The 21,367-nt window shown below is 63.0% G+C and carries 19 protein-coding genes and 3 pseudogenes; 4 read left to right on the top strand and 18 right to left on the bottom strand.

The annotated features are described in order from the left end of the window. Positions 1-208 precede the first annotated feature (208 nt). The 3 genes from G6P99_RS09095 to G6P99_RS09085 all read right to left on the bottom strand — a co-directional run bounded on the left by G6P99_RS09095 (position 209) and on the right by G6P99_RS09085 (position 3,116). A complete protein-coding gene (locus tag G6P99_RS09095; protein ID WP_029084386.1) occupies positions 209-1,939 on the bottom strand; it encodes a methanol/ethanol family PQQ-dependent dehydrogenase in 1,731 nt (576 codons plus the stop codon). 66 nt (positions 1,940-2,005) lie between these two features. Further along, positions 2,006-2,653 carry a ubiquinol-cytochrome c reductase iron-sulfur subunit gene (locus tag G6P99_RS09090; protein WP_029084387.1) on the bottom strand — a complete coding sequence of 216 codons (648 nt, stop codon included), beginning with the start codon at positions 2,651-2,653 and terminating at the stop codon, positions 2,006-2,008. A 127-nt stretch (positions 2,654-2,780) separates the two neighbouring features. Then, complete coding sequence (locus G6P99_RS09085; protein ID WP_029084388.1) at positions 2,781-3,116, bottom strand: hypothetical protein; 336 nt, start codon at positions 3,114-3,116, stop codon at positions 2,781-2,783. 50 nt (positions 3,117-3,166) lie between these two features. Here G6P99_RS09085 and G6P99_RS09080 point away from each other — a divergent pair, with 50 nt between their 5' ends. Next, positions 3,167-4,147: an RluA family pseudouridine synthase gene (locus G6P99_RS09080; RefSeq protein WP_029084389.1), complete on the top strand. Its 981-nt coding sequence runs from the start codon at positions 3,167-3,169 to the stop codon at positions 4,145-4,147. Between the two features lie 217 nt (positions 4,148-4,364). Beyond that, positions 4,365-5,261, top strand: a complete 897-nt coding sequence (gene rpoH, locus G6P99_RS09075; RefSeq protein WP_029084390.1) for an RNA polymerase sigma factor RpoH — start codon at positions 4,365-4,367, stop codon at positions 5,259-5,261. A 259-nt stretch (positions 5,262-5,520) separates the two neighbouring features. On the opposite strand, the gene G6P99_RS09070 is transcribed toward rpoH, so the two are convergent. Continuing rightward, positions 5,521-7,305, bottom strand: coding sequence for an adenylate/guanylate cyclase domain-containing protein (locus G6P99_RS09070; RefSeq protein ID WP_084518691.1), 1,785 nt, complete (start codon positions 7,303-7,305; stop codon positions 5,521-5,523). 481 nt (positions 7,306-7,786) lie between these two features. On the opposite strand from G6P99_RS09070, the gene G6P99_RS09065 reads away from it, so the two are divergent. Continuing rightward, positions 7,787-8,134, top strand: a complete 348-nt coding sequence (locus G6P99_RS09065) for a hypothetical protein (RefSeq protein ID WP_029084392.1) — start codon at positions 7,787-7,789, stop codon at positions 8,132-8,134. Between the two features lie 12 nt (positions 8,135-8,146). Here G6P99_RS09065 and G6P99_RS09060 read toward each other — a convergent pair. The 9 genes and pseudogenes from G6P99_RS09060 to G6P99_RS09020 all read right to left on the bottom strand — a co-directional run. Continuing rightward, positions 8,147-8,269 (bottom strand): annotated as a pseudogene (locus G6P99_RS09060) (N-acetylmuramoyl-L-alanine amidase); the annotation flags it as partial. Between the two features lie 238 nt (positions 8,270-8,507). After that, the gene (locus G6P99_RS09055) at positions 8,508-8,885 is read right to left on the bottom strand and encodes a VOC family protein (RefSeq protein WP_084518692.1); all 378 of its coding nucleotides are present in this window, start codon (positions 8,883-8,885) and stop codon (positions 8,508-8,510) included. A gap of 631 nt (positions 8,886-9,516) precedes the next feature. After that, positions 9,517-11,076 (bottom strand): winged helix-turn-helix domain-containing tetratricopeptide repeat protein, encoded by a 1,560-nt coding sequence (locus G6P99_RS09050; protein ID WP_029082045.1) that lies wholly within the window; start codon positions 11,074-11,076, stop codon positions 9,517-9,519. Between the two features lie 289 nt (positions 11,077-11,365). After that, a pseudogene (locus G6P99_RS09045) lies at positions 11,366-11,506 on the bottom strand (N-acetylmuramoyl-L-alanine amidase); the annotation flags it as partial. Between the two features lie 531 nt (positions 11,507-12,037). Next, positions 12,038-12,658, bottom strand: coding sequence for a peptidoglycan recognition protein family protein (locus G6P99_RS09040; protein WP_035977160.1), 621 nt, complete (start codon positions 12,656-12,658; stop codon positions 12,038-12,040). A gap of 138 nt (positions 12,659-12,796) precedes the next feature. Continuing rightward, on the bottom strand, positions 12,797-14,011 hold the full coding sequence (locus G6P99_RS09035; protein ID WP_029082042.1) for a GGDEF domain-containing protein: 1,215 nt from the start codon (positions 14,009-14,011) through the stop codon (positions 12,797-12,799). Positions 14,012-14,692: 681 nt separating this feature from the next. Beyond that, positions 14,693-15,304, bottom strand: coding sequence for a LysE family translocator (locus tag G6P99_RS09030; RefSeq protein ID WP_165127829.1), 612 nt, complete (start codon positions 15,302-15,304; stop codon positions 14,693-14,695). 22 nt (positions 15,305-15,326) lie between these two features. Further along, on the bottom strand, positions 15,327-16,205 hold the full coding sequence (locus G6P99_RS09025; RefSeq protein ID WP_165127827.1) for a dienelactone hydrolase family protein: 879 nt from the start codon (positions 16,203-16,205) through the stop codon (positions 15,327-15,329). Positions 16,206-16,298: 93 nt separating this feature from the next. Then, a complete protein-coding gene (locus tag G6P99_RS09020; RefSeq protein ID WP_029082039.1) occupies positions 16,299-16,703 on the bottom strand; it encodes a response regulator in 405 nt (134 codons plus the stop codon). 169 nt (positions 16,704-16,872) lie between these two features. Between G6P99_RS09020 and G6P99_RS09015 the strand changes: the two genes are divergently transcribed. Further along, positions 16,873-17,736 (top strand): SDR family NAD(P)-dependent oxidoreductase, encoded by an 864-nt coding sequence (locus G6P99_RS09015; RefSeq protein ID WP_029082038.1) that lies wholly within the window; start codon positions 16,873-16,875, stop codon positions 17,734-17,736. Between the two features lie 216 nt (positions 17,737-17,952). Here the strand turns inward: G6P99_RS09015 and G6P99_RS09010 are convergent, their stop codons facing one another. The 5 genes and pseudogenes from G6P99_RS09010 to G6P99_RS08990 form a co-directional block, all read right to left on the bottom strand. After that, positions 17,953-18,294: a hypothetical protein gene (locus tag G6P99_RS09010; protein ID WP_246709475.1), complete on the bottom strand. Its 342-nt coding sequence runs from the start codon at positions 18,292-18,294 to the stop codon at positions 17,953-17,955. 98 nt (positions 18,295-18,392) lie between these two features. Further along, positions 18,393-18,800, bottom strand: a pseudogene (locus G6P99_RS47470) (hypothetical protein); the annotation flags it as partial. Between the two features lie 127 nt (positions 18,801-18,927). Next, positions 18,928-19,734 (bottom strand): lytic murein transglycosylase, encoded by an 807-nt coding sequence (locus G6P99_RS09000; RefSeq protein WP_029082035.1) that lies wholly within the window; start codon positions 19,732-19,734, stop codon positions 18,928-18,930. A gap of 55 nt (positions 19,735-19,789) precedes the next feature. After that, positions 19,790-20,743, bottom strand: a complete 954-nt coding sequence (locus G6P99_RS08995) for a DUF817 domain-containing protein (protein ID WP_246709474.1) — start codon at positions 20,741-20,743, stop codon at positions 19,790-19,792. A 58-nt stretch (positions 20,744-20,801) separates the two neighbouring features. Continuing rightward, positions 20,802-21,212, bottom strand: a complete 411-nt coding sequence (locus G6P99_RS08990) for an ester cyclase (protein ID WP_051346428.1) — start codon at positions 21,210-21,212, stop codon at positions 20,802-20,804. Between the last annotated feature and the right edge of the window lie 155 nt (positions 21,213-21,367).

The following is a 21,367-nucleotide window of genomic DNA, read 5'->3' as shown; positions in this document are numbered from 1 at the left end:
GCTAAAGCGTTTTCGAGCGAAGTGGACACCGCTTCGGGTGAAGAAAACGCGTCAAAACAGAAAGCCAGAGCTTCGGTTCTGATCAGAACCGAAGCTCAAGAGCATGATCCGGAAAAGTGCGAAGCGGTTTTCCGAAAAGATCATGCTTAAACAAGAATCCAAAGCGCGATGACGATTCAACCTGATCTCATCGCGCTTTGGTCGCGCGCTACTTCTTGTTGAGCGCGAACACCCAGATCACGCCGCCTTGCGGCACGTTGTTCTCGAAGCCCGCGACCTTGCCGGCAAGCGCGTCCTGGATGCGCTGCGCGTCGACGCCCCAGCCCGACTGGACCGCGATGTATTGCGTTCCATCGACCTCATAGGACATCGGCATCGCCATGATGCCGGAGTTGGTCTTCTGCTCCCACAACAGCTCGCCGGTCTTGGCATTGAAGATGCGGAACATCCGGTCGTTGGTGCCGCCGGCCAGAACAAGGTCGCCTGCGGTCGCCGTCACCGATCCGAACAGCTGCGAGGTCTTGAAGTCGTGCTGCCAGACCTTCTTGCCGGTGGCCGGATCCCATGCCTGCAACTCGCCGAAATGATCGGCGTTCGGTGCCGGCGTCAGTCCGATGTCTTCGGGCTTGGTACCGAGCCAGAGCTGGCCGGGAACCAGCGGTTGCTTCTCGCCTGTGAAGCCGCCACAGAAATTCTCGTTGGCGGGAACATAGACGAGCTTGGTGCTCTGGCTGTACGCCGCCGACGGCCAATCCTTGCCGCCCCACAGCGACGGGCAGAACTCGACGCGCTTTCCGATCACCGGCTTGTGGTCGGGATCGACGATCGGCCGGCCGGTCTCGGCCTCGATGCCTTTCCAGACATTGGTCTTCACGAACGGCCAGCCGGACACGTAGTTGATCTTGTCGGGCTTGTTCTCGAGCACCCAGAAGATCGCGTCGCGACCCGGGTGGATCAGGCTCTTGAACGAACGCCCGTCACGCTGCAGGTCGACCAGCATCGGCGCATCGACCTCGTCCCAGTCCCAGGAATCGTTCTGGTGATACTGGAAGTGCTTCTTGATCTTGCCGGTCTCGGGATCGAGGCCGATCACGGAGCTGGTGTAGAGGTTGTCGCCAGCGTGAGCCGAGCCCGGCCACGGTGCGGCGTTGCCGACGCCCCAGAGGATCGTCTTGTTGTCCCTGTCGTAGACGCCGGTCATCCAGGCCGATCCACCGCCCGACTTCCAGTCGTCGCCGGTCCAGGTCTCATGGCCGGGCTCGCCTTCGCCGGGGATGGTGAAGGTGCGCCAGAGCTCCTTGCCGCTGTCGGCATCGTAGGCGACGACATAGCCGCGCACGCCGAACTCGCCGCCGGAGCCGCCCACGATCACCTTGCCGTCGACCACCAGCGGCATCAGCGTCAAATATTGCCCCTTCTTGTAGTCCTGGACCTTGGTGTCCCAGACCACCTTGCCGGTCTTGGCGTCGAGCGCCACGACGTGGTCGTCGGTCGTGGCAAAGTAGACCTTGTCCTGCCACAGGCCGACGCCACGGCTGGTCGGGTGCAACTGGAACAGATCGTCGGGAAGCTGGCGCTTGTAGCGCCAATATTCCTCGCCGGTCTTGGCGTTGAGTGCGATCACCTGCCCCATCGGGGTCGCGGCGAACATCACGCCATTGTTGACGATCGGCGGCGCCTCATGGCCCTCGATCACACCGGTGGAGAAAGTCCAGACCGGCTTGAGGTCCTTGACGTTGGAGGTGTTGATCTGATTGAGCGGACTATAACCCTGTCCGTCATAGGTCCGGCGATAGAGCATCCAGTTGCCGGGTTCGGGATTTTCGAGACGCGCTGACGTCACCGGACTGTAGTTTTCGATCGGCCCTGCGACGGCGTAGGTCGAGACGAGACACGTGAATGCGACGCAACCCGACAGTAACCACTGCTTGCTTGTCATGAGATGCTACCTCCCTGCTCTGTTTTGTTTTTTCAGCTTAGGTCATGCAGAAATCCCGGTGTGGCCTCATCCTCCTTGCTGAGCACCCACCTTCCCAACGAATGGCGCTGCGACCGTGATCGCGCCGTCGGCCACCGTCAGCGGCAATGCCGCGAGGCGACGTGGCGCCGGCCCGAACACGACTTGCGCATTCTGCCGCGGGTCGTATTCGGAGTTGTGACAGAGGCATTTCAGGACGTTCCTGTCGCCCTGCTCTTCCTTCACCCAGGCGGTGATCGGACATCCGGCATGCGAGCAGATGATGGAGTAGCAGACGATGCCGTCAGGCGCGCGGGCACGCGTCGCATCGTCCAGTTCGTTCGGATCGAGCTTGACCAGCACGACCTCATTGAGCCGCGAACCTTTGCGGACGACGGAGGATTTCGGATCCTTCGGCCAGGCGCGAATGGGCGGTCCACCGAGCGTCAGATCATCCGACTTGATGACCTCGCCGGCCTTGTCGCCTTCGGCCCGCACCAGGAGGTCGGCCTTTTGCGGTCGCTCACTGGCGCCAGGCTGATCTTCGTCGTCGGCGGATGCAGGCTCGATCGCGGCAAGGCAGGCGCAACCCGCGAGCGCGGTCAACACCGCGCGGCGCGTCGGGTCGGCGCACGAGCCCGACGCATCGGACTCACTGGTCTGTTCGACGGAAGCGCTGGGGTTGGACTCCGACATGGCGCAAGCTGAGCGTGCAACTCAGCCGAAAAGATGGCGGCACACCTTCTCGATGCACGAACGCATGCGCAAAAAATACGCTACAGCTTTTGGTTGATTTAACTGCGCCGCTTCGCGGTTGCGTCGATCAGGGTTCGTTGACGAAGGTCAGCCTGCCGACAGGTTTCAGCGTCTTTGCATCAAATGTGCGAATCTCTGTTGCACCGCCTATATCAAGCGTCAGCACCAACCGCTCGCCGGCGACGCCGGTGGAGACGATGCGGGCGCCCTTCGGCAGCGCAGCAGTGACGTCGGACACCGAAACAGGGCTTCCCTCGCTGCGATAAAGGCGGTAGCCGATGGCGATCAACACGACGGCCACGGCCAGTGCCGAGGTCAGCCCCGCGATCAGCATCATGCGCCGCACCCGCGCGATCAGCGCGGCCTGGTCGGGGGTCGGTTCGGTCACAGCGGTGTCGGTCATTACAAGGCTCTATATCTTTGCAAGAAGTCTCTTCGAATGGCGGTCGGAAGCTGGAGGTCATCGTCGCGGGCGACGAGGGCTCGGCCCGGCTTGACCGCGTGCTCGCGCAGCGCATCCCGGAGCTGTCGCGGTCCCGGCTGAAGGCGCTGATCCTCGCCGGTTCCGTGACCGTCAAGGACGCCGTCGTCCGCGACCCCGCTTATCATGTCGCCAAGGGCGATACGATCATAATCGACGTGCCGGAGGCCGCGCCCGCCGAGCCGAAGGGTGAGGATATCGCGCTCGATATCGTGTTCGAGGACGACGACATCATCGTCATCGACAAGCCCCGCGGCCTGGTCGTGCACCCCGCGGCCGGCCACGCCACGGGAACGCTGGTCAACGCGCTGATCGCGCATTGCGGCAGCAGCCTCTCCGGCATCGGCGGGGTCAAGCGGCCGGGCATCGTGCACCGGCTCGACAAGGACACCACGGGCCTGATGGTGGTCGCCAAGAACGACCACGCCCATCAGTCGCTGACCGCGCAGTTCGCCGACCATGGCCGCACCGGCCCGATGGAGCGCGGCTACATGGCGTTCGCCTGGGGCGTGCCGAACCGGCCTCACGGCACCATCGACGCGCCGATCGACCGCCATCCGTACGCCCGCGAGAAGATGGCCGTCCGTCAGAGCGGCCGCGAGGCGATCACGCATTTCGAGGTGCGGCAGAGCTTTGCCGGCCGCGACGGCAAGCCGGTCGCTTCGCTGCTGGCTTGCCAGCTCGAGACCGGCCGGACCCATCAGATCCGGGTGCACCTCGCACATCTCGGTCATCCGCTGATGGGCGACAGCGTTTACGGCGCCCACTTCAAGACCAAGGCCGGGCAGCTCAGCGCGGAAGGTAAGGACGCACTCACCGCCCTCGACCGGCAGGCCCTGCACGCCTATCTGCTGGCTTTGGAGCACCCCCGGACCGGGGAACTTTTGCGCTGGGAACAGCCTTTGCCGGAGGATTTGCTTCTCCTGCAAAGGGCGCTGGAAGCGGCGGTATGACGCACCCCCTGATGAAAAGCCTCGTTATGACAACAGGTTATACCTGCCACACGGGGACGTGACGTCAGCAATCCTTCCCTATCACGGACAGTTTGGTGTATGTTGCACCTGCGTTGAATATCCAACGCGGAACATCGCAGCATGGCCGGCTTTAACCCAGCGGCCACCTGCCGGGCCCGCCGCTATCGGGGGCCTGAACCACTGGAGGGCGCAAGTAATGGCCCGTACAGCTACGTTACCGGTTCTCAATGGAGAATCCGGTCTTTCCAGATACCTCGCCGAGATCCGCAAGTTCCCCATGCTGGAGCCCCAGCAGGAGTACATGCTCGCCAAGCGTTGGCGCGAGCATGACGATCGCGACGCGGCGCATAAGCTCGTCACCAGCCATCTCAGGCTCGTGGCCAAGATCGCCATGGGCTATCGCGGCTACGGCTTGCCGATCTCCGAGGTGGTCTCGGAAGGCAATGTCGGCCTGATGCAGGCGGTGAAGCGATTCGAGCCCGAGAAGGGCTTCCGTCTCGCCACCTACGCCATGTGGTGGATCAAGGCGTCAATACAAGAGTACATTCTGCGTTCCTGGTCGCTCGTGAAGATGGGCACCACCGCGAACCAGAAGAAGCTGTTCTTCAACCTGCGCAAGGCGAAGAGCAAGATCTCCGCTCTGGAAGAGGGTGATCTCCACCCCGACCAGGTGAAGCTGATTGCCAAGCGCCTCGGCGTGACCGATCAGGACGTGGTCGACATGAACCGCCGCCTCGGCGGTGACGCGTCGCTCAACGCCCCGATCCGCGACGACGGCGAAGCCGGCGAATGGCAGGACTGGCTGGTCGACAACTCGCCCAACGCCGAGGCCGTGATGGCCGAGAGCGAGGAGTTCGATCATCGCCGCCAGGCCCTGAACGGTGCGATCGGCGTGCTCAACCCGCGCGAACGCCGCATCTTCGAGGCGCGGCGCCTGGCGGATGAGCCGATGACGCTGGAAGACCTCGCCGCCGAGTTCGGCGTGTCGCGCGAGCGCGTGCGGCAGATCGAGGTCCGCGCGTTCGAGAAGGTGCAGTCGGCCGTCAAGGGCACGATTGCCCGGCAGGAAGCAGCTCTCGAAGCCGCGCACTAACCGCGCGGCGAACGAGCCAAGAGACGCGAAAGCGAAACACGAAAGCCGGCGGCAGCGCCGGCTTTTTTGTTTTGTCTGTAGGATAGGCTGGTTTTTGGCATGATGCTTCGGCGCACGTCGATCTAGGATTGCCCGTAGATCCGCCTGCCGACGAATGTCCGCATTAGCCTCAGGAGCGGACAAAAGAGGCACTCTTGGCCATGTCCGCTAAGGGCCCAGGAGTGGACTTTCACAACTCTAGCTGGAGGTGATTATTGCGTCATTCCGGGAGACCCGCCTTGCGAAGGGCGTCTCGGAAACGTTCCGCGTCCGTTGCATTTCTGAATGGTATTGGTGGCAAATTGCTCACGGTTGCGCTCGGGATCGCGAGAAGCCAATCACCGATCGCCGCGCGCGCCGCATCTTGCTCGCCGAGCAGCGCAAAGCTAACGGCAAGAAGGGCATGGCCTTGCCACCAGTCTCGCTTACGTTGCACGGCTTTTTCGGACCACTCGCGAGCTTTGACGTAGTTCTGGGCAACAAAATATGCCAGCGCAAGCCCAGAGAAGCGGAAAAAGTTGCCCGGTTCGCGCGGGTTCAATCTGAGGCATGTCTCCGAATTTTGGATACTCTCTTCTGCCCGTCCAGCGAGGGCAAGCACCGTGCCGAGACTGCCAAAAGCAATCAAGAAATTTGGATTGAGCTCAAGGGCTCGTCGATAGGCCGCGATGGCCTTGTCATGGTACCCAAGACCCTGACCCAGAATACCGCCCAGCATCCAATACGAATATTCATCGGCATCATCGAGCCGGATCGCTTGTTGGGCTGACTGCAAAGCTGCCTCAAGCATTTCCCGTGGGTTGCTGGAAAAGCCCATCAACGCCAAATGATATGTCGCAGCAGCAAGAAGCTGATGACCCTTCGCAAATGATGGATCGATGCGCGTGACTTCGACCCCGATTTCGCGCGCTCTTGCGATGCTTTCCGACGTCAGCCCGTAAATTTCCTTCCACCCGCGCTTGGCGAGATCCCACGTGCGAAAATCCGGTCTCTCGCTTCGTTCAGCCAGAACCCCTTCGCTAAAGACAACTTGACATTGGGTCGAGCCCACGACGCTGCGCGTGATTTCGTCCTGTATTTCAAAGATGTCAGCGAGATCGCGGTCGTATTTCTCGGCCCATAGGTGGCGCCCCATTGCGGTCTCGACTAGCTGCGCAGTGACACGAACACGTCGGTCTATGCGCCGGACGCTGCCCTCAAGCACGTAACGGGTACCGAGGTCGCGTCCAACCTGCTTCACGTCGACAGCCTTGCCCTTGTAGACAAATGTCGAGTTGCGAGCGATTACCGACATCGTGCTGGTATGGGCCAGTTCTGTTATAATATCTTCTGTGAGCCCATCAGCGAAATATTCCTGCTCGGGATCGCCGCTCATGTTCTGGAACGGCAGCACGGCGATGGATGGTTTGTCGGGAAGCGAGAGCACCGGAGGCTGGCTCACAGCCGAACCTGATCTTACTTCGGAAGGGGTTTGACCAGACGGCCGAACCCGCCACGCCCGCATAGGCTCGGCAATGTTTTTGAGGGACTGCTGTCCTATGTCATCATAGGCAATTTCAACTTTGCCCCGCACCTGCCGATAAGCATCATCGGACATGCAGATCCCGCCCGGTTCGGCGATACTCTCAAGGCGGGCGGCAATGTTGACACCATCGCCGAAGATGTCGTTGTCATCAAAAATGACGTCACCGACATGAATACCGATCCGGAATTCGATCCTTTGATCGGGCGGCACGCCGGCATTCTGCTCGGCCACACTGCGCTGGATTTCAACTGCACCGCGCACCGCATCGACGGCGCTGGCGAACTCGATCAGCATGCCGTCACCGGTCGTCTTGACCATGTGGCCTCGATGCGAGGCTATGGTGGGGTCAACGGTGGTCTTCCTTACAGCCTTTAGCCGGGCCAGCGTCTCTTCTTCGTCGGCCCCCATCAGCCGACTATATCCCGCAACATCCGCCGCCAGCACCGCTGCCAGTCGCCGTTCCACGCGCTCGTTGCTCAAGACGCACCTCGGACCGGAAAATCAAGGGCCAGCTTAGCAGAAAAGTGGGCCAATGTCCGATAGGTCCAGTGTCCGAGATGGGTCAGAAGGCGATATGCCTGAGGTCGGATCGGGTTTCTGCTTCGTCTCCGAAAGCGGGCCTCCCGGATTTTGATGGAGTACGCGCCCCACTCGCCCCACTGCCGCGAGCGCAGCCCTCGCAGTAGCGGGCGTCCTTGAAGTCGATCCAGTCGTCCCGCGCGTTGGAGAAGGTGTAGCCCGCCGTCAAGGGCACGATTGCCCGTCGGAAAGCTGCTCTCGGAGCCGCGCACTAACGCGCGGAGTCGAACCAAGAGACGCGAAAGCCGGCGGCAACGCCGGCTTTTTTGTTTGGGCGTGATTTTCAGCACGCGCTTCGCCGACGCCCACGAACCTCCGCTCCCCCTCGATCGACCAATCAGGAAGCGATCGCCACGGGGGCGGGCGCGGATGCGAGGTTGTGATGCCGATCACACTGCAATCGACCGTCGGCGGCTTCTCCGCCGAGTTCACGAGCAAGCTGCCCGCACTGGAGCGGGCGATGACCGAGGGCGGTCTCGAGCCCGCCGACTTCGTGTTCTCGAAGGACTCGGCCGCGCCGGCGGCGATGCCGTTCGTCGGACCGTTCTTCTACGACTACACCGTGTTCACCGACGGCGAGAGCTTCACCGTCACCGAGCCGAACGACATGCAGTTCCTGGCCTACATCTCTGACCGCTTCCTCGCGGCCGAACGGCCCGATGAGCCGGAGGTGGCGCGGCCGCCCGGCGCGATCGGCCGGTTCTTCCGCTGGATGGCGCAGCCGATCTGAACGAGCGCTATCCTACTCACCGCACCGCCGCGCCATGGTCGCGAGCGCGCAGCCTTCGCAGTAGCGGGCATCCTTGAAGTCGATCCAGTTGTGCGCGTAGACGTGCTCCAGCGCGATGCCGTAACGCGCGCGCAGTCTGTAGGATGGGTGGAGCGCAGCGATACCCATCATCCCACCGCGCAGCACAAGGTTGACGGGTATCGCTTCGCTCCACCCATCCTACGAAGCTGGTTTTTGCCATGATGCTTCGGCACGCACCTCGATCCAGGGCGTGTAGCCAGAAATCCGCCTGCCGACGAATGTCCGCATCAGCCTCGGTAGCGGACAAACGAGCCGCACTTGGTCATGTCAGCCAAGGGCCAGTGCGGACGAATTATTGCGCTCCGGCGCGGAGACGGCTTGGCCAACCGACACGGACCAACGTTTCATCTGGGTCAGAGATCGCAAATTCGTACATCCCCCACGGCTTGTCTTCGGGTGATTGCTGAAATTCGCGCGCCGCAGCATCAACACTCTCGAGGTATAGATAAAGCCCAAAAGGGTTTCTGCCCGGCGTTAGCCATCCCTCGACCGCGTCCGTCAGATGTAAATATCCGCCCTTGCCGTTCGACAGCATGCGATAGGTGTCGGGCTCTCCCGGAGCAGGCCTTTCGCTGTCCGGGCGCGCAAAGCCCAGCCGATTGTAGAACCGTTCCGACGCACCAAGGTCATTACACGGCAGGATCGCGATCAAAGCTCCAGAAGGGCTCATTAGTGCACTCCGACGTCATGCAACAGCTTTCGTCCGCTCTTCTCAATGTCTGAAAATTTGTCACCTTCAAGGTGGGAGTTGGAGTTGGGACAGCCAGCCGCAGGGTCCGAGACTGATCGACTGGCTCGGCGCGGCTCGTGCGCCCGCCGCCTACGAGATTGCACAGTGCCAAGTCCTGCTTGCCGAGATTGGCCCCGAACACGCCGACGATCCGGAGCGGGCCACGGTCAATTCGGTTCTGCAGGCGGAGTATGCGCGGCTGGCCGGCATAGCCCCAGCGGCGCTGACGGCGGCGATGCAGCCCTATTTGCCGATCGTCCGCGTCTTCCTCCTGCTCGGCGGGGCCATGCCTGACATGCGGGAGCGGCTGATCCAGCGCGTCGAGGCGGCCCTGCGCTCGGAAGACTGAATTATTTTGGTCGCGCGCGAGCCGGAGTGGCCTGTCGAAGCGAGCCCTCAGTGTCTTCTTTGGGTCAGAAGCCGCCGATAGCGACCGAACCGGGGGACCTCCGGTTCACCTCGAAGAGCGAAAGTTCGCGACGGTCATGCAGGCCGTCAGCCTCGGGCCAAAAGCGGACGCATTGACCGCACCTGGGCGCCACGACCCCGTCACCTTGGTGCCATCGGAAATCTATTCGGGTAACCCCGCTTTCCGGAGCCCTTCGGTCAGCAGCTTCGCGTTTGATTGCCCGCCGCGGGCCATCCACGTTGATATTGTGAAGGCAGGATCGGTTTCGAGCAGATGCTTCGCTGCCTCGCGTGACTCTGCATCGCGTCCGAGATGGGCGTATGCGGAAACGAGGCAGCGGTAAGCCGACGAATAGGAAGGGTTCTGACGCTGAGCCTTCTTTCCTGCTTCGACGGCCTCGTCAAAGCGGCCAAGCTCAATCAAGGCCATCCCGATCCCGGTAAACACCACGTGAAGAACCGGGTCTAACGGGCTCATGCGTACGGCACGTTCAAAGGTCCGAATTGCTTCCTCGGGCCGCCCCGCAATCCTACAGACATGACCTCTACAGGCGAGGGTGTGAAATGAATTCGGGTTGAGCGCGACCGCCCTGTCCGCCATTTCGATCTCGGCTTCATGATTTCCGATCACGATTGCCGAGATGAAGCTTGCCCATGCCAACGTGTCTGCGTCACTATCGTCGACGCTCAACGCCAGGCGAACTAGTCGAATTGCTTCCTCACGCTCGAATTGAGGGTCGACAGCAAAGCCAAAAGCAACGTTGAGCGCGTGACAGTTGCCCGCCAAGGCAGCAACTAGGCCGAACCCAGAGTCGAGGTCCAAGGCGCGATGAGCCAGCCTTATCGCCTCGGCAAGCCCTTCCCGAGTCATCGAACGGAACTCGCGCACGGCCCGGAGATAGAAATCATATGCAGTGAGATTCTCGGGTCGGCGCCGCGTCGCCATTGCAATTTCCGTTTGGAGCAGCGTTGGTTGAACCGCGGAGACAACGGCGAGCGTGATTTCATCTTGGAGAGCGAAGACGCTGCTCAGGTCTCGATCAAAACTGTCCGCCCACATATGCGCCCCGGTAGCGGCATCGATCAATTGTCCTGCTATGCGAACCTTTCCCGATGCCTTGCGCACAGATCCCTCAAGCACATAGCGCACGCCAAGCCTGCGCCCGACCTCCTTGATGTCCACGGCTCTACCCTTGAAGGTGAAACTTGAATTTCGGGCGACCACGAACAAGGTCTTGAACCGCGAAAGCGCCGTAGTGATCTCCTCCACCATTCCATCGGCAAAATACTCTTGCTCGGGATCACCGCTTATGTTCTCGAACGGCAATACAGCGATCGAGGGCTTTTCGGGAAGCGCGAGAGAGAGCTCTTCCGGGTCTGCTAAGTCATCGGGACCTGATGGGGTCCTGCCCCGTTCTTCCCGCACTCGTCCGATGAAACGAAACCCCTTTCGTGGCAGCGTCTTGATAAGGCGCTGCTCATCGCCTGTGTCGCCGATGACGCTTCGAGCAGCGTTCAGGCGGGTCGTCAGTGCCGCGTCGGATACGACACGTCCTTTCCAGATGGCGTTTACGAGGTCGTCCTTGCTGACGACCCGCGCCCTGTTGCGGATCAAGTAATCGAGCAAATCGAAAACCTGAGGCGTTGTAGGCACTACGTCTGGTCCACGCCGCAGCTCGCGCCGGTCGATGTCGAACGCGAAGTGCTCGAAGAAATAGCGCAATGCACATTCCCCCGGTTGCCCTTTGAGGTCACCAGAGTGACGCCTCACGCCAAAAGAATAGGCCGGCGCTAAGGAAAATGTAAGCCGTTTGTCACGCGCCCTCATGCCCTCGCACTCTCGCGGTAGTCCCAAGGCCAATCCAGCGCTTCGCTTATTGAAGCGAACACTGCCAGCGGACAAAACCCTTCGAATGTCCGAGTTGGGTCAGAAGGCGATATCCCGGAGGTCGGATCGGGTTTCCGCTTCATCCTCGAAAGCAGACCTCCGGGATCTTAACGAGTACCCACCCCTACTCGCCCCACTGCCGTGCCATGGTTGCGAGCGCGCAGCCGGCATCCTTGAAGTCGACCCAGTTGTGCGCGTAGACGTGCTCCAGCGGAATGCCGTAACGCGCGCGCAGCACCGGCCACGCCGCGATCTGCGCGTCCGTTAGCGCCTTGATGTTGCGCCCTGGGGCATCAGCTTCGGGAGCGGACAAGCGAGGCGCACTTGGTGATGTCGGCTAAGGGCCAGAAGCCGAATTAAACCCGACGACTTGAATGTCTGTTTGCTCTCAGTTGTAGACCTGGCGAACGAGCCTTCCGGGAACGTCAGCGGCCTTCGGTGTTTCGACCTGAGGCGTCGGGACCGGGATTGGCGCCGGAGCTGACGCTAGTGCATGAGTTGGAGTCGAGACATGAGGTGGAGTCGACGGTGCCACAACTTGGTGCGCGGACGGCCTCCGTATCGGTTGAACGCTCGCCGGGCGCGACAGCAAGCTGTACCCCAATGCGGCAGCGGCCATGGCGCCAATTGCAACTCTTCCGACCACCGGTAGTGCGAGCGTCTCTGTCTTCCCACGTTTGGCCCGCTTACTCATATCTTTCCCCTCATCCCTATGCTCGGAAGAGGTACCCAGCAAAATTTAACAGGCTTCGAAGCGATTTCGCCCAGGCTGGAAATTGCTGAGCGTCGTTAACGACTACTCCCCCCACTCGCGCGCCATCGTCGCGAGTGCGCAGCCTTCGCAGTAGCGGGCGTCCTTGAAGTCGATCCAGTTGTGCGCATAGACGCGGTCGAGCGGGATGCCGTAACGCGCGCGCAACACCTTCACCAGCACCCGCCACGCCGCGATCTGTGCATCGGTCGCCCCCTTCGCGACGTCGGGATAGTTGCCGGCGAACTCGACGCCGATCGAGGTGTCCTTGTTCACCTGCCGATAGGTCTTGCTGTTATCGATATACTTGTTGTCGTTGCGGTCGGCGCCGTCGGTGTGGGTCGGGACCAAATTGTCCGCAACTGCCCAATAGACCGTGCCGTCGGTTTCGACCCAGACCATGACGCCGCGCCGGGTCGGGTGGTTGTGCTGCTCTGCTGCGCCAAACCGCGCCGAGCCCTGCGGGCCCTCGGTCTGGTGCACGATGATGTTGCGCCAGGGATGGGACTTGGCGACGTCGCCCCAGGGCGACAGCCAGACCATTTTCAACCCGGGAATCTCAGGCGTGCCTTGCGATCGCGCGATGGTCGCGAGATCGGGCGTTTCAGCCGATACCGCGGAGGACAGCACGAGCGCAGCAAGTACGGCGAGCAGGCGAGACATCATCACGGAAGGATCCAGTGTCGTCCCTCGATAGAGCGGGATGACTTTTCTCCGAATCGTCATCCGACTCTATCTTTTTGATTTGAGCATGATCTTTTCGGAAAACCGCTACACACTTTTCCGGATCATGCTCTAGCATGCTCAGGCGCGCTTGCGCAGGGTCGCTTCCACGAGATCGGCGATCTCGGGCGGCAGCCTGGGCTCGTAGGTCGCATAGCCGTTCTTGCCGCCTTTCTTGGCGTCGTACAGCGCATGGTCGGCGGCGGCGATCAGGCGGTCGGGATGCATGCCGATCTCGCGGCTCCATTGCGCAACGCCGATCGACACCGCGATCGGAATGTCCTGGCCGGTGCATTGCTCGGCATCGGCGCGGCAGACCTCCAGCACGCGGCGGGCAATCATCGCGCCCTCGCGCAGCGTCGAGGACGGCAGCACGATGCAGAACTCGTCGCCGCCGGTGCGGGCCAGCATGTCACCGGGGCGGAGCCTGGTCTGCGCCATCAGCGTGAAGTGCTGCAGGCAGGCGTCGCCGGCGGCGTGGCCATGGGTGTCGTTGATGCCCTTGAAGCCGTCGAGGTCGATCACCAGCAGCGCGAACGCCTCGCCGTTGCGGTCGGAGCGCGCGCATTCCTCGGTCAGCCGCTGCAGCAGATGGCGGCGGTTGCCGACGCCGGTCAGGTCGTCGAGCAGCGCGAGGTCGGCGACCTCGTTGCGCAGCCGGTCGATCGCCATCAGCAGAAAGCCGAAATTGAGCGCCATCGACAGGAAGACCATCAGCAGGATCACCAGCGACTGGCCGGCACTGAAGCGAACGAAGGAGAATTCGCCGGGCTGTAGCAGCGCGCCGATGGCACGCAGCGCATAGATGCCGATCAGCAGCGAAGCGACGATGCCGGCAAGCCGCGCGCCGGGGCTGACGCGGCCGTTCTCGGGCGACAGCAGCAGCTTCAGCGTCAACGCGAACGGCGTGACCTGCGCGATGGTGTAGACCAGGATGCGCATCGGCATGCTGTCATAGGCAAAGATGAAGACGGTAAGGCCGGCGAAGGTGAGCACGGTGGTCAGCATGGTGCTGCGCCAGCCCACCGGCTTGCCGTAGAACCGCTCGATGCCCATCGCGGCAAGGCCGGCGGCGAACACCATCAGCGTCCCCGCCGCCAGCAGCGGCAGCAGCGAGTCCGTCAGCATCACGCGGAGCATGGCACAGGAGGCACCGGCCGCCGCGGCGAACGCCGACGCGGTCCAGAATTGCGCCGCACCGAAGGCAGGATAGCTGCGCGCGACATAGGCCCAGATCAGGCCGAGCGCGAGAAAATTGATAACGAATACCGTCCAAAGCGTCGGAACGCTCAACATCGCCCCTGTTCGAGACCCCTATCGGTCTCGCCTCTCCTGAAATGACCGCCGCCCCTAGGGCGCTTCCCCAATGACAATCCCCGTTGTCTTGCGGGACAGGATGCGGCCGCGCCGCTTAACGGACTGTCACCCGCAATGCTCCAATCCAAGCTGTGGTTTTGAATTGATGAAGATGCGCGCATCGGCCGTTTGCGCATCGTTAAGCATGACGGATGTGACGCGCGGCGCACGTAGCGCGGCAAAAAGCTGGCTAAAACAGCTAACAACTGTGGATAACACAATGACAGCGCCGTGACAGCACGCGGCAGCCGCCTCCGAATCTGCTGAGTTTGCTACTGAGGATGTTGCGAGGCTGGCCCTCCGCCAAGCATGCCTCGGAGTCGCGTTTCAATCCATGAAACCTTGAGAGGATACTATGGCTAAGAAAGCGAAGAAGGCGAAGGCGAAAAAGGCCCCCAAGAAGAAGAAGGCCGCCAAGAAGAAGTAACCCGTTTCTTGCCCGGGTAGCGGCTCTGCCCTGCCCGGGCACCCAGATCGGGGCATCCAGATCAGGACCACCGGCCGCAACAATATCAACTTCAAATTCACCAATCCAAATAAGTCGGCCCCAGACGGATGGGGCAACACCGCAGGCGCAAGGCCTGCTTTTTTATTGCCTGCATCAACGGTGGCGAAACGCGGTCAGCGCTCCGCGAAGGCAAGCTTGGCGCCGAGCAGGGCAAAGCCCGCGGCAAAGCTACGCCGCAGCCAGGCCATCACCTTCGGCCGGGTGATGACGCGGTCGCGCACCGACGCCGCGAACAGCCCGTAGACCGCGAACACCGCAAAAGTCATCGCCATGAACACACCGCTCAGCTCGACCATCCGCGCCAGCGGATGCGGCTCGTCGACGGCGATGAACTGCGGCAGGAAGGCCAGGAAGAAGATCGACAGCTTTGGATTGAGGATGTTGATCAGGATGGCGGTGACGATCACCCGCCCGCTCGAGCGCGGCTTGATCCCGGTGTCGACGGCGAGCGCGCCGCGCTCGCGCAGCGCCTGCCAGGCCATATAGAGCAGATAGATCACGCCGCCCCATTTCAGCGCCGCGAACGCCAGTGCGCTGGTGTGCAGGATGGCGGCGAGCCCCAGCATCGCCGCGATCATCTGCGGCACGATCCCGAGCGTGCAGCCGAACGCCGCAGCCACGCTCGCCCGCGAGCCCCGGGTCAGCGCCACCGCCAGCGTATAGAGCACGCCGGTGCCGGGGGAAGCGACCACGATCAGGGTGGTCAGCAGGAAGGACCAGGTCATTTCAAATCCTCACGGGGTCACGTCATTCCAGATGTTGCTTCAGATAGTCCAGCACACGGGGAAAGGCATCCTTGCGCGCTTCGGAATCGGTCCCGATCACGGGAATTGAGCCGTCGTGCATCTGATATTGCGGCAGCTCGGTGCGCGGCAGGTTCGGCGCGTCGAAGGCGTGCACCGCGCCGGGATAGCTCTTCAGCTCGACCGGATTGCCGCGCGCCCTGGCCGCCGCGATGAAGGCATCGCACGGCTTGAACGGCGTCCAGACGTCGGCCTCGCCGATCAGCACCAGCAGCGGCACCCTTGTGGTCCAGCTGTCCGGCTCGACATTGGTGTACGGCCTTGACTGGTAGATGTCGGCGCACACGCCGGGATAGAACGACACCGCGACGGCGAAATCCTGTACCAGCGCGGCGGGGCGGCCGATGCTCTTGTCGTTGATCGAGAGCAGCGCCACCCCGCCGCCCTGCGACCAGCCCATCAGCGCGATGCGGTCAGGCTTCACGAACGGCTGCCCCTGCAGATATCCGAGCGCGCCGTAGGCGTCCTTCGGCCGGTCGCGCCACATCCGGCGGGCGTCCGGTCCGCGCGAGCAGGTCTGGCCGAGACCGCGCGGCGTCGCGCTGTCGACGATCAGCGTGACGTAGCCTTGCACGGCAAGCGCGCGCGCCCAGGCGCGGTAGAGACCGAACATGCGGCCCTTTTTGTCGTTGAGGCCGGAGCAGCCGTGCATCAGGACCACCGCCGGCCGCGGCGCGTCGCCCTCGGGACGAGTGAGATGGCCGATCAGGTCGGTCGCGCCGTCCAGCGAGGGGAAATTGACAATCGCCTCCGCCGCCGCGACGGGCACCGCGATCGCGAACATGAACCAGACCAGTCCGACGATCGACCACGGGCGGGACATCAGCCGCCAATATCACGGCGTCCGGGGCGGCGGAAGCGGCGGTCGGCCGGCCGCGGCTCGCCCGCGCTGACAACTCCGTTATGACGACCAGCGTTATGAAGACCCGCGCTGCCCACGGCCGGACAGCGCCGACGCCGTCGTCTCGGCAAGGCGGATCACGTCCAGCGGCGCCCAGGGTTTGGCCCAGAACAGCGCGCCATCGGGCAGGCGCTGCCGCAGCGGCCGGCCCGAGGTGACGACGACATCGAGATCGGGGTTGTATCGCTTGGCGGCGTAAGCGAGCTCGACGCCGGTCATGTTTCCGGCCAGCTCGACATCCGTCATCATCAGCACGACATTGTCGCCGTTGCCCTGCAACACCAGTTCGGCGGCTTCCGCGCTCGCGCAGGCGATGACGTCGAACTCGCTCTCCGCCAGCAGCAATTCGATCATCTCGCGCTGCATCGGATCGTCCTCGACGACCAGGGCCTTCGCACGGTGGGGCCTCGACTGTCCCATAGAATATCCCATGGCTGGGCCTCCCTTTTGATTGCAGTTTTTCAAAGCGAGCACGGGTTCAATGCCTAAAATCACTGGATGGTTCGGTTCCAATTTGAGAAAAGTGGGGACAGCCGCCGTGTTCCCGCACGGCCACCGTCACCCCTCGTTGAAATGGAGCTGACCCGACATGACCGCGATCGCTGGATCCGCCGCCGCCGTGACCGGAGCCGCCAGCGGCATTGGCCGCGCGCTTGCGCACGAACTTGCGCAACGCGGCTGCGACCTGGCGCTCGCCGACCGCGACGAGGCCGGCCTGCAGGGCGTCGCCGCCGAGATCGCGAAAGCAGGCCCGCGCAAGGTCAGCGTGCACCGCCTCGATGTCAGCGAGCCGGAGCAGATCACGGCGTTCGCGCAAGCCGCCGTATCAGCGCATCCCGGCCTCAACATCCTCGTCAACAATGCCGGCGTCGCGCTGCTCGGCGAGTTCGGTGAGATCGGGCAGGCGCAGATGGAGTGGCTGTTCAACATCAATTTCTGGGGCGTGGTGCACGGCACCCGCGCCTTCCTGCCGCTTCTGTCGCGGCAGCGCGAGGCGCATATCGTCAACATCTCCTCGATCTTCGGCATCCTCGCCCCGCCCGGCCAGAGCGCCTATTGCGCGGCCAAGTTCGCGGTGCGCGGCTTCTCGGAAAGCCTGCGCCACGAGCTTGCGGTGGCGAACAGTCCGGTCAGGCTGTCCGTCGTGCATCCCGGCGGCGTCGCCACCAACATCGCGCGCAACTCGCGCACCGGAAGCGGCATCACCGACAACGCCCGCCGCGCGCAATCGATCGAGCGCTTCGATTCGCTGGCCAGGACCACGCCGGCCGGCGCCGCGCAATGCATCATCACCGGCATCGAGAAAAACCAGCCGCGCATCCTGATCGGCAAGGACGCCCGCCTGATGGACCTGCTGCAACGCTTCCTCCCCGGGACCTACTGGAAGGTGATGCAGCGGCAGATGGAGAAGACCGCGGCGCGGCGGATGGCGCGGGATGCGAGAGCGGATTGAATGCGCCACGGCAGCGCGCAAGGGCGCCGCGTACACCATCGTCGTCCCGGCGAAAGCCGGGACCCATAACCACAGGGGTTGGTTGTTGAAATCCGCTGGGGCCACAGCGTCGTACATAACAGGCATTTGTGGTTATGGGTCCCGGGTCGCGCTTCGCTTGCCCGGGATGACGCTCAGGGTGTTGCAGCATGTGAGTCACGCCCACGCAGCTCGTCCTCACCCGCCCAACTGCTTCTTGACCCCAAGCGCCAGCCGAAACAGCGGATCGCTCTTCTCCGACGGATAGAGCGCGCTCTTCGTCGCCTGCGGAAAATTGTCGTTCTTCCAGAACGAGGCCGGCGCGAACGCGAATTTTGCGACCAGCCGACGGCCGAAATCCATCTCATATGGAAAATAGTTTTCCTTCTGCTCGGTGCCAGACATCTCCGGATACTCGCCGAGCAGATAGCCCTCCTGGATATGCGGCCGCACCGCCGATGGCGGGCAGACGCTGGAGAGGCGCACGATCTGCAATCCGGCCTCGGCGCTGGCGGTGATCGCGCCGCTGAGGTTCGGCACGCCGAGCACATAGAGGAAGGCGGTGCCGGTCTCCGCAGCGAGGCGAATGACGCCGCGATCCGGATCGAATGGGTGACGTCGAGCAGCGGCGTGGTGCAGACCTCGTAATGCTGCAGGATCGACCAGCGCAGGATGCGATGCCGCTTCAGCCGCTCCAGCCCGAGCAGTTTTGCCTTCGCATACTCCGCGATCAGGATCTGCTCGGCGCGGGTCATCGTCGCGAACCGCGCCACCAGCGTCGCAGAATCGGGATTGCCGCGGCCGCCCCGGAACAGCGTCGGCTTCAGCGACGAGTTGCGCTTGATGTTCCTGAAGTCGGCGCCCTGGCCGCGAAACAGCAGCACATGGTCGCGGTTGAGGAATTGCAGCTCGGCGATTTTTGTCGCGAGCTCGAGATAGGAGCCGACCCGATGGCCCGGCCCCTCCCGCACCGCCGCGTTCTTCGCGATCTGGCATCCGCGGCGGTTGAAGAACGACCAGATCTTTTGGCTGCCGATGGTTTCCATGGATAGCCCGAACTCTGCGACAAGCGGACAGAACGTAGGGCGGATTAGCCGAAGGCGTAATCCGCCAATCGCGAGCGGGACGGCGGCGGATTACACTTCGCTAATCCGCCCTACGAAATCCGCGCCCTCACCGCCCCACGAGCTGATCGGCAAAATACCCGATGGTCTTGCGGTAGATCACCGCCCTGTTCCACTCGCGCATCGCCTCGAAATTCGCGGTGCCCTCGCCATAGGGCGCGCCCATCTTGAAGCCGTTGGTGTGCAGGAGGTTCGCGGTCGAGGCCAGCACGTCGGCAACCGAGTGGCGCAGATCGACATGGCCGTCGCCGTCGAAATCGACGCCGTACTTGATGTAGGACGACGGCAAAAATTGCGTCTGCCCGATCTCGCCGGCATAGGCGCCGATCATATCGTTCAAACGAAGGTCGCCGCGCTGCACGATCTTGAGCGCCGCGAGCAGCTCGCCCTGGAACAGGTCGGTGCGGCGGCAATCATGCGCCATCGTGGCAAGCACGCGGAACACCGGCAGCTTGCCCATGTCGCCCTTGCCGAAATCGGTCTCCAGTCCCCAGATCGCGACCAGGATCTGGCGCGGCACGCCATATTGCTGCTCGATCTTCGACAGCAGCGCGGCGTGACGCTGCAGCATGGCGCGGCCGCCATTGATGCGCCCGGCGCCGACGCGGGTTGCGACATACTGCTCAAAGGTCTTGTTGAAGGTGTAGCGCTGCCGCCGGTCGAAGGCGAGCACCCCGCCATCCTGCTGCACCCCGCCGAGCGCCGACGAGATCACGTCCTGCGAGATGCCGGCCGCGGCCGCCTCCTGCGAGATGGATTGGACGAAGGTGGGAAAGCCGCCGCCGCAGCGGGCGGCGTAGGAGGGGGTGGCAAGCAGCAGGGCGCCGAACACAATCGCCAAACGACACCTGAGCATGCAAAAATCCCTCCTGCTTCGAACGGCTGATCATGCCATGGGAGAAACGATGCAGTCAAAGCGTCGGCACGGACACTCCTCCTGCAACATCCCCCCGCGTGCCGGCACCGGCGCTCTCGCCCCTCCACGCCCGTGGCGCATTCACCAGGCTGACCAGTGTGTAGCTGATGATCAGCAGCAAGAACCACGACCCAAGCTTGTCGATCGGGACCATCGACCAGCCGAGCCGCTGCGACGGGTAGAGCCAGGTTTTGGTGAAGGTGCCGATGTTTTCCGTGAACCAGATGAACAGCGACACCAGCACGAGGCCGAGCAGCAGCGGCATCGCGCGGTGGCGGGTCCAGACCCTGAAATGGACGCTGGTGCGGCCGAACAGCCAGGCGGCGCAGGCGAACAGCAGCCAGCGCATGTCGACGAGGTAGTGATGGCTGAAGAAGTTGACGTATACAGCAATGCTGAGGGCGATCAGGCTGAGACGGCGCGGATGCTGCGAGAAGCGGAAATCGAACAGCCGCCAGCAGCGGCTGATGTAGCTGCCGATGCAGGAATACATGAAGCCGGAGAACAGCGGCACGCCGCCGATATGGAAGATGCTGGGCTCCGGATAGATCCAGGAGCCGACCGAAGTCTTGAACAGCTCCATCGCGGTGCCGACGACGTGGTAGATCAGGATGACCCTGGCCTCCTCCCAGGTCTCGAGCCGTCCGATCAGCAGCGCGGCCTGGACCGCGAGCATGCAGAGAAACAGGAAGTCGTAGCGCGCAAGCGCCGCGTCCGGCGGATAGAAGCGCCAGGTGCCGATCATCAGCGCCACCGCGATGCCGCCGAACAGGCAGGCCCAGGCCTGCTTCGCGCCGAAGCGCAGGAATTCGTAAAGACCGGCGGTCCAGCGGCGCTGGGCCATGACGAGGCCGAGGCGATGTTCGGCGGCGATGAAGCGGCGCAGCGGCGGCCAGTTGGCTGCGGCGCTCGCGATCGGTTTGGGTTGGCTTCTCAGCGGGTGATGCACGCCGCGGACGATGGCGGCGGATCAGGGTCTCAGCGCGGCGGAGTTGTGCAGATTTCCCTCAGTCCCTGAGCTGCTGCTCCAGCCCGGCAAAATCGATCTCGGCCCAGCGCTCGGAAATCCTGCCATCTCGGATGCGCCAGAACGTCATGCCGCGGAATTCGACGTGGCGGCCGGTTGGAGCAATGCCGCGCCACGGGCTGCGGTGCCGGCCGCGCCAGACGAAGCGGCCGGCGACGATGTCGCGGTCGGCCACCAGGCATTCGGCCACCGCCGACAGGTCGGCGAAGGTCTCGTGCAGTGCAGCCGAATGCGCGATCACCTCCTCGGCGCTCATCCGCTTGCCCGCCGCATGGTCGAAGAAGTCGGGCGCCAGCTGCGCGCGGATCGCCTCGGGATTATGCCGGTTGGTCACGGCGTCATAATGCGCAAGCACGAGCGCCTTGTTGGCGTCGAGGGTGGCGTTGGACATCGGCGATCGGCTCTCAAAAATGAGAAGTTGTAGTAAAGGCAGGATGCGCCTCATACGCGAATCTGGCGTAGCCGCGCAAGTGACGATGGTCAGAAAGATCGGGGCTTTCGGCCCGCGCGCGTTTCGAGCCCGATGCGAAAGGCGGTTGCCGGCAG

Source organism: Bradyrhizobium sp. 6(2017) (assembly GCF_011058295.2).
Taxonomy (GTDB): Bacteria; Pseudomonadota; Alphaproteobacteria; order Rhizobiales; family Xanthobacteraceae; genus Bradyrhizobium; species Bradyrhizobium septentrionale.
This window is presented reverse-complemented; position numbering and strand designations above follow the sequence as displayed.

Bases quoted from the DNA above. Each gene is read 5' to 3' on its own strand.
- G6P99_RS09095 (WP_029084386.1), bottom strand. From the start codon at position 1,939: ATGACAAGCAAGCAGTGGTTACTGTCGGGTTGCGTCGCATTCACGTGT.
- rpoH (WP_029084390.1), top strand. From the start codon at position 4,365: ATGGCCCGTACAGCTACGTTACCGGTTCTCAATGGAGAATCCGGTCTT.
- G6P99_RS09090 (WP_029084387.1), bottom strand. From the start codon at position 2,653: ATGTCGGAGTCCAACCCCAGCGCTTCCGTCGAACAGACCAGTGAGTCC.
- G6P99_RS09065 (WP_029084392.1), top strand. From the start codon at position 7,787: ATGCCGATCACACTGCAATCGACCGTCGGCGGCTTCTCCGCCGAGTTC.
- G6P99_RS09000 (WP_029082035.1), bottom strand. From the start codon at position 19,734: ATGCTCAGGTGTCGTTTGGCGATTGTGTTCGGCGCCCTGCTGCTTGCC.
- G6P99_RS09015 (WP_029082038.1), top strand. From the start codon at position 16,873: ATGACCGCGATCGCTGGATCCGCCGCCGCCGTGACCGGAGCCGCCAGC.
- G6P99_RS09020 (WP_029082039.1), bottom strand. From the start codon at position 16,703: ATGGGACAGTCGAGGCCCCACCGTGCGAAGGCCCTGGTCGTCGAGGAC.
- G6P99_RS09085 (WP_029084388.1), bottom strand. From the start codon at position 3,116: ATGACCGACACCGCTGTGACCGAACCGACCCCCGACCAGGCCGCGCTG.
- G6P99_RS09030 (WP_165127829.1), bottom strand. From the start codon at position 15,304: ATGACCTGGTCCTTCCTGCTGACCACCCTGATCGTGGTCGCTTCCCCC.
- G6P99_RS09055 (WP_084518692.1), bottom strand. From the start codon at position 8,885: ATGAGCCCTTCTGGAGCTTTGATCGCGATCCTGCCGTGTAATGACCTT.
- G6P99_RS09035 (WP_029082042.1), bottom strand. From the start codon at position 14,011: ATGTTGAGCGTTCCGACGCTTTGGACGGTATTCGTTATCAATTTTCTC.
- G6P99_RS09040 (WP_035977160.1), bottom strand. From the start codon at position 12,658: ATGATGTCTCGCCTGCTCGCCGTACTTGCTGCGCTCGTGCTGTCCTCC.
- G6P99_RS08990 (WP_051346428.1), bottom strand. From the start codon at position 21,212: ATGTCCAACGCCACCCTCGACGCCAACAAGGCGCTCGTGCTTGCGCAT.
- G6P99_RS09025 (WP_165127827.1), bottom strand. From the start codon at position 16,205: ATGTCCCGCCCGTGGTCGATCGTCGGACTGGTCTGGTTCATGTTCGCG.